This is a genomic window from uncultured Chryseobacterium sp. (genome assembly GCF_936933875.1).
Taxonomy (GTDB): domain Bacteria; phylum Bacteroidota; class Bacteroidia; order Flavobacteriales; family Weeksellaceae; genus CAKZIK01.
In genome coordinates this window covers 1-7,645 of sequence record NZ_CAKZIK010000041.1, presented here as the reverse complement: position 1 = coordinate 7,645, position 7,645 = coordinate 1, and the positions used below count along the sequence as shown (strand labels likewise).

The 7,645-nt window shown below is 40.9% G+C and carries 4 protein-coding genes; all 4 read left to right on the top strand.

Annotated features, from left to right (window positions below; genetic code table 11):
• Nucleotides 1-109: 109 nt before the first annotated feature.
• Nucleotides 110-832: a hypothetical protein gene (locus Q0252_RS06500; RefSeq protein WP_297984718.1), complete on the top strand. Its 723-nt coding sequence runs from the start codon at nucleotides 110-112 to the stop codon at nucleotides 830-832.
• Nucleotides 833-844: 12 nt separating this feature from the next.
• Complete coding sequence (locus Q0252_RS06495) at nucleotides 845-3,217, top strand: JAB domain-containing protein (protein WP_297984717.1); 2,373 nt, start codon at nucleotides 845-847, stop codon at nucleotides 3,215-3,217.
• 75 nt (nucleotides 3,218-3,292) lie between these two features.
• On the top strand, nucleotides 3,293-3,973 hold the full coding sequence (locus Q0252_RS06490; protein WP_024565606.1) for a hypothetical protein: 681 nt from the start codon (nucleotides 3,293-3,295) through the stop codon (nucleotides 3,971-3,973).
• The coding region (locus tag Q0252_RS06485) for an SNF2-related protein (protein WP_297984716.1) at nucleotides 3,966-7,645 on the top strand (3,680 nt) is incomplete at its 3' end. The genes Q0252_RS06490 and Q0252_RS06485, both read left to right, overlap by 8 nt.

The following is a 7,645-nucleotide window of genomic DNA, read 5'->3' as shown; positions in this document are numbered from 1 at the left end:
TCTACCGGACCGCACCTGCATTTTGCGGTAAAGGAGTTTGGACAAAGCATCAATCCCTACCATTTCTTAAACGACCTAAACAAAGCAAACAATTTAATAGCAACGTACTATGCAAACTGAAAACCTACCAACCGAAGAACTAAAAAAGTTCGGAATCATCAATGAAGATTTGTCATTTTCAAAAAAACTGAAAGCGGACGACATCCAAAAATTTCTGCAGGGCTACACGATTGTCGCAGACAACGACAAAAACAGGGCAACTTTCCAACTCACGGAAAACAACACCCGACTGAAAGTCATCTTTCTGGAGCGGGATAAAAGCATCTCCGAAATCCTCAGAAACAGCAAGGATGGAATTGAGTATTCCACTATTCAAGACCTTTCAAACAAAAATGAGAAGAAACTTTCGCTTGAAAAAAAGGCATTCATCTACGACAAGGAAAACAACATCGTCGCCGAGTTCGACCTCATTAAAAATGCCACCGAACTCACCGCAATCATTGCCGACAAGAAGGATGTCGCGGAAATGAACCGCTACAAAAACGAACTTCAGAAACTGAAAAATTTCCTGATGGATAAAATCGACCAATATCCCGAAATCGCCAAGGAAATTTCCAACGACTTGAACATCGTTTCCAGAGAAATCAACACCGTAAACAGCATCTCTCCCGATGAGAAGCAGATTTCAAAGGGAGGAAACTCTGAAAGTGACCTGAACGTCAACGACAAGGATAGGTACGAAGACGCGAACCGAAACCGGGAAGAGCAGGAAGAAGAAATCGAACAGGAAATCGAACAGGAACAGGAAAAACGCCGTGGATTCCGCAGATAAATTTTTGAAAAGATGGAAACAGAAACGATCAATTACCAGAGCAAATATGGACCGAACACGAATTTCCAATTTCCGACGGACGAGGATACGCAATATCTCAAAACGTCGGCGGGCGAAATATTACCGTACAAACTCTTCAGTGGGAGAAATGATGCTGACCCAAATTCCGCCATCCTACGGGAAAAGGACAATCAAGGTTACGCCAATGACTTTGCGCTCGTAGAGCGGCAGTTTTCGGAAAACAAAAGTCTTTCATTCATGGCGGGAACCAAAATTTCTGATGTGAACGATGTGGCTTGGCTTTTCCGTGCGCTTGAAGACGAGGCGGTGGAACACACCTTTGCACTCTACAAATTCAAGGACGACAGTTATCTCGTTCAACATCTTTCGACAGGCGGAATTACTTCCACCGTTGTGGATTTACGGTTGTTGACGGGAAACGTCTTCAAAATGCAGCCCGAAAGCATCACGCTCGTCCACAACCATCCGAGCGGACAACTGATTTCGAGCAAACATGACCGACTCATGTTGCAAAGACTCCACGAAATTTTCGACCATACAGGAATAAAGGTGGAAGACGGCATCGTCATCAATCTGCGTTCGGGGAAATATTTGGTATTCAACGGAGATTTGGGAAGCGACCGTGTTCTGGAACTTTCCGAGCAAAATCAACAGCAGGGAAAAGTCAGCACCTTTTCCTTTAACAAGCAGATTTTTGCCGCCAATTATCAGCCGTTCAAAATCAACAGTCCCGAAGATTCCGCCGCCTACATTTCAAGCCAAAAGTTTGGACTGTCCGACAAGACGGAAGCCATCATCCTGAACAATGCGAACGACATCGTTGGGAAATTCATTCTTCCGCAGCATCGACAGTTCGAGAAACTGACCGAACTGATGACGATTCACGCCGGAACGGGTGTCATCCTTTATGGAAACAATGTAAACGAGCAGATGTACAAGGAATACCGCGACAAACTCGAACTGATGGGGTTCACGGCTTTGGATGCGATTTTATTGGAAAGCGGAAACTACCACTCCCTCTACGAAAAGACCAAAATCAACGTCTATGACCACCTTTTGGACAAATTCAGCAAGAACCATCTGAATGCGGAACCCATTGTCGGCGTATCGGAAAACAACCTAAATAATAGTTACTCTAAAAATTTTAGAAATATGGAAGAACCACTACAAAAGGATTACGTCAAACTGTTTATTGACGATTCCGAAGGTCATACCAAGCACGAATTTGAAATCTCCTTGACGGAAGACGACAAAGTGAACTACAGCCAGATTGCCTCAAAAATCCAGCTGTATCGAAAGCCGGAAGACCATGTTTTGCTATTCGTTGGCGGAGAACTGCTTACCTACGAGGGAAATGAGGAACCAGAAAAAATCATCGATTCCCTTAAAAGTCTTTTTCTTCCCGATGAGAAAAAACGGAGCAATTTATTCAGCCAAAGTAATTTTCATTCGAGATTTAAAGAAGAAATGGATGCCACAAGGTCAGGATTTTCGATAGACGACATCATTGGAGAGCCTTCTATAAAAGATTACGCCAAAATGAACGGAGATGACTTAACACAACACCTCAATAAAAACAAAGAATATTTTAACAATCAAACCCCAAACATTATGGAAACACAAAAAGAATTCAACCAGGTAGATTATCTAAAAAATCAGCTTAAATACCTCGGTTTCGGCGAAGACGAAAAACTTCACAAAGAATTGGAAAAAGGCATCAAGTCCAAAAACCAGCAATTCGAAATCAAAACTTCCTCGGACAAGGCACTGCCCGGAAACAAGGTTGATTTTGCCTTGAAATTCAACAAGACGGAAACGGGTGGTGTTTTCCTCAACTCTTACGACGCCAAATTGAAGAACGAGAAAGGCGAAGAAATCACCCACAATTTTTCGGTAAACAGAGAAAATACCTTTACCGCAAAAGAAGCCGTAAATCTTTTGGAGGGACGGAGCGTGAAAATCGAGTTCCACAACCCCAAAAGCGACCAGTCGGAAACCGCCTTCGTGCAGTTCAACTTTGAGGAGCCAAAGACGGAGAAAGGAAACTATATGTTCCAGAATTTCTACAAAAACTACGGTGTCGATACCGACAAAATCGTGGAAAAAGCCAACCTCGTTTTCGAAAAGCCGGAATACAGGGATAACACCATCAAGTCACTTGAAAAAGGAAATGTGGTGAAAGTGAAATTTGAAATGGACGACAAGGTGGTGGAAGGAAAAGCAGTGCTCAATCCGCAATACAAGAACCTGAACCTTTACGACAACGACATGAACCGCATCAACACCAACAAACCTTTGCAGGGAATGGAAAATGAAGAAAAACAGGAGAAAGCCCATGTGAAGGAACAGAGCATCAAACGATAATAAATAATACCTGACTATTATCCGAAGGCGGTAAGTCAAATTTTGATTTGCCGCTTTTTTTAAAATGTAATCATTATGAACATCAAATCCATATTTTTAGTTTTCGTTTCAGTATTTATCCTAAATTCCTGCCACAAGGAAATCAAATCCGAAAAAGGCGGAATCGACCTCATTACCAATGTCTATTTTGATGCCTCCAGAGGATTGGACAAGATGCAGAGTTTCCACATCTCGAAAATGAGTTATTCGGAAAACCAAATTATCGAACTGGTTCCAAACCACACCTTTCCCGAAATGAATCAAAATGCCTATCTCGTGAGAGATTCTTTCTGCTATCCATTGGATGCTGAAAACGGCAACATCATACTTTCCGATATTCTTGAAAAACAAAAACCCGCATTGGTTTGGAACAAGAAGGACGGCGCCATATTCTCAAAAGAAATGATTCCGAACTATAATAACAGGCGGAAACTCTCCGACACGGTGTTATTCAAGAAAAAATACAGACGCTTCGAAATCAATTCGCCTTGGAACTATACCCGTTTCTACATCTATCCGACAGACACGATTCTGCCGTATTCCCTCTACAGACACGCCGAAAAGGATTATGGCGGAAGATTGGAGCGCATCGATTCCTACAATAAAAAGACCGACATCTTTGTAAGCCTGCAACTGCTTCCAAGAAAAAACTGGGACGACACGGCGAAAGACATTTTTGAGTTCAACCACTTCGTAAAAAACAGAAAAAGTGAGTGAGACATCCTATTTAAATCATTCTAGTTCAGAAATTTCCATTATTGAGGGAACTAAAAACGAACTGATTGTCTTTAACAGCGATAACGACAAAGATTCGTTTTTGGAACTTTTGAAACTAAACAATCAAAACAACGGCAGAACCCTTGTAACACTCAATTATAATGAAAATACTGGAAGCTTTGTCGAACGGTTTAAAAACTACGACGGAAAGATATTTCTGTGTCTAACCGGTGATGATGACGGAAATAGGTCTACACAAAAAATCCTCAATGAATTTCAAAATAAAAATATCAAGGATATCCGCCTGCTGTATGGAATTTCTGAAAATGGGAACCAAAACCTGGAAGAATATTTAAAAAATAAACTCCAAGTTCAAGAGAAAAATACTACTTTAGTTGAACAAAAAACGATAAGAAATGAAGACGATGGAACTCAATCCGAAGGAATTTCCGACACTCAGCACTTGGGAGCCGAACTTTCTCAACGAAATTCTGGAGAATCTAACCAAAGAAGCAAACCCAAGCAAAACGGAAATCACTTTGGAGGACAAGCTGTGGACGGCAACCATGCTGGAAATGGACTTGAAGACACAATCTGGAAGCATCTGGTCGGAAAACCAGAGCGAGGACCCGTTGACGGAACACAACCGCAAAATGCTGCAAAAAATGAGGGAGCAGAACATTCCTTGGGCGGAATCGTATCCGGGAGGAATGTTTCCAATAGAATAGCAGAAATAGTAAAAACATCTACTCAAAACAATGAGGCATTAGGGGTTCTTATTTCAAAATATAAAGGTCAAAAACTGACCAATGAACAAGTTGCGGAAGTTGTTTCCGCACCTTGTTTTGTTTCCAGCGATAAGCAAGTTAAACTCAAGGAAAGTCTTAACATTACCGAGGATTTAAAAGAGATCTGTCATCAATTCAAAAGTGGCGGAACAGCTAAAGAAGGCAGGGGTATTTTGGATGAATACTACACCGATTCAAGGATTGTAGATGCCGTCAGAAATTTAATCAAAGACCAGTTTAAGAACAGGCAGGAAATTTCGGTATTGGAACCCAGCGTTGGAACGGGAAATTTTCTGTATGCAGTGAAAGAATTGGGAATCAAGTCCAATATCACTGCCTTTGAAATCAACGAAACCACCGCAAAGATTGCGAAAATCCTTCATCCCGAAGCCCACATCCATCTCCGCTCCTTTGAAACCGAGTTTATCGACGAGAAAGGCAACAAGAAGGAATTTGCCGAAAAATACGATTTGGTTATCGGTAATCCACCCTACGGCGACCATCGCGGATTATACAAAGGTTTGGGAGAAGAACCCAAAATCTCCAAATACGAGGACTATTTTGTCAAAAGGTCTTTAGATTCTCTTAAACCCAATGGAGTTTTGGCAATGGTGCTTCCTTCGGGTTGGTTGAACCGACAAGCCCAACTAAAAAATGCAGATATTTTGGAAGGTTTTCGTCTACCGAATGGTGCTTTTGCCGGAACTCAGGTAGGAACGGACATTATTATTCTGCAAAAAAATTCCCAGAAAATTTCTACAGATATTTCCAATTATTTTGAAAAACATCCCGACAGGATTTTAGGGGAAACCCGAGAGAAAACCAACCGTTTTGGGAGGTTGGAAAACTATGTCTATGGAAATTTAGAGGACGCCTTATCTAGGATTGAGCAACTCAAAAATAAAAAGCAGACCGAAAGAATTGGAAACCTCTTTGAAGATTTGTTTTTGGAGGTTGATCAACCTAAAGGAGAATCAAAAAGCAAAACTTTAGAAAACACCATTCCCGCTAAAACAGAAGAAATTGACCTTGCAGAAACGAAAGATAAAATTGAGCAAGTTCTTTCCAGACTTAATGAAGTAAAATTCAAATCTCCCGCAATTGAAAAGGAGATTGAGAAGTATTTCAAACTCCAAACCCAAATTTTTGATAATCCCCCAAATTTTTCGAAAGACCAAATTGATGAAATTCATCGTAAAGCGGATAAAATTATCCAGTCCCACAAAGAGAAAAATGCGGAATATCGAATTCAGACCAAACCGGAAATCAAGAAAGGGGTTTTAAAATACCAATTTTTCAAAGCCGATGAAATTGTGAATGCCTCGCTTCAGAACAGTACCGATATTACTAAAGAACAGATTGAGGCATTTCAGGACACTTCCTACGACGGCACATTAAACAATCACGGTAAGCACTACCAATTTGCCAACTATATGGACGGAAATTGGGTTCACGATTTTTATTACGCCGAAGGGAATATCTACGCCAAATTAGAACAACTGGAAATAGACTTTAAGGACAGGTTCTCGGTTGGCGGAACAGAAAATCAATATGAGAAACAAAAGGATTTACTCCTCAATGTTCTTCCAAAACCAAAAACTTTAGACGAAATCTCAATCAGTCCGAATCATGAATTTGTCCACCAGTTTGATTTGGGAACCATAGAAAAGGAACGCTGGAATCAAAACACAAGACAGACGGAAACTGTAACGGTTCCCTATAATCTTGCAGAAAAATTCAAGGATTTTGTCGGAACGCTTTCCAGTGAGGCATTTGCAGGTTCTTCATCTTGGGAAGTAAGAAGTTTTGTAGACAACGAAAATGTTACCGGAAGCGACAAGGAACGGAATGCCTTGGTTCGCGAAAGACGAAAAGTCGCCGCCAACGACTTGTTTCAAAAATTTTTGAGGGAAGAATTGTCGGACGCTTTAAGGAAGCGTTTTGTCAATGATTTTAACCGAAACTACAACAACATCTATGTTCCGGACTATTCAAAGTTTCCTTTGTTTTCAAAAATCCATTTGAATTTTAAAGGTCGAGAACTTAGATTAACTGAAGTTCAGAAAGCCGGAATCGGAAGGCAGACCACGAAAGGTGTCGGATTACTTGCACATGAAGTGGGATTTGGAAAAACATTGTCTGGAATCCTGTCCATGCACGAAGCGATGGAAAGAGGAAATGCGAAAAGACCGCTGATTGTCGTTCCCAATGACAGCATTCTGAAACAGTGGGTGGAAACCATTTTTGAAACCATTCCCGAAGCCAAAGTGAATGTCTTGGGAAATCTCGGAAAAGACTTCGACCTCTCAAAATTCGACAACAAGGATGGGGAAATCACCATCGTCACTTACGAGGGTTTTAACAATATCGGTTTTTCTGAAAATATTACCCAAAATCTGGCTTCCAAGTTCTCCTATATTTCAGAAAATGAATTAAGAAGTGTAAACACCATCAGCGAAAGGGATTTTCAGAAAGAACTGGAAAAAGAAAAAGAACTGGTGGGTAAAATGAAGCGTGGCAAGATTTACGATTGGGAAGACTTTGGTTTTGACCACTTGACTTACGATGAAGTTCATAACGCGAACCATATCGTAGGAAAAGTAAGGATTGAAGACCGCCGATTTGCATCAGACTTTAGGAATCAGAACCAGCAGACTTCAAAACTCGGCATTAATACTTGGATGGCGGCGCAATATATTCAAGAAAATAACGACGGTAGAAATGTTACCTTGCTTTCTGCAACGCCATTTACCAATAAACCACTGGAATATTATTCTATTCTCTCCTTGATTGCGAACAAGAGATTAGAAGAATCGGGCTACTTCAATGTGAATACCTTCTTTGAAACCTTTATGGAGGCAGACAACGACATGGAGATTGACGC

Coding starts and splice junctions, on each gene's coding strand:
- Q0252_RS06500 (WP_297984718.1), top strand. CDS start 110: ATGCAAACTGAAAACCTACCAACCGAAGAACTAAAAAAGTTCGGAATC.
- Q0252_RS06495 (WP_297984717.1), top strand. CDS start 845: ATGGAAACAGAAACGATCAATTACCAGAGCAAATATGGACCGAACACG.
- Q0252_RS06490 (WP_024565606.1), top strand. CDS start 3,293: ATGAACATCAAATCCATATTTTTAGTTTTCGTTTCAGTATTTATCCTA.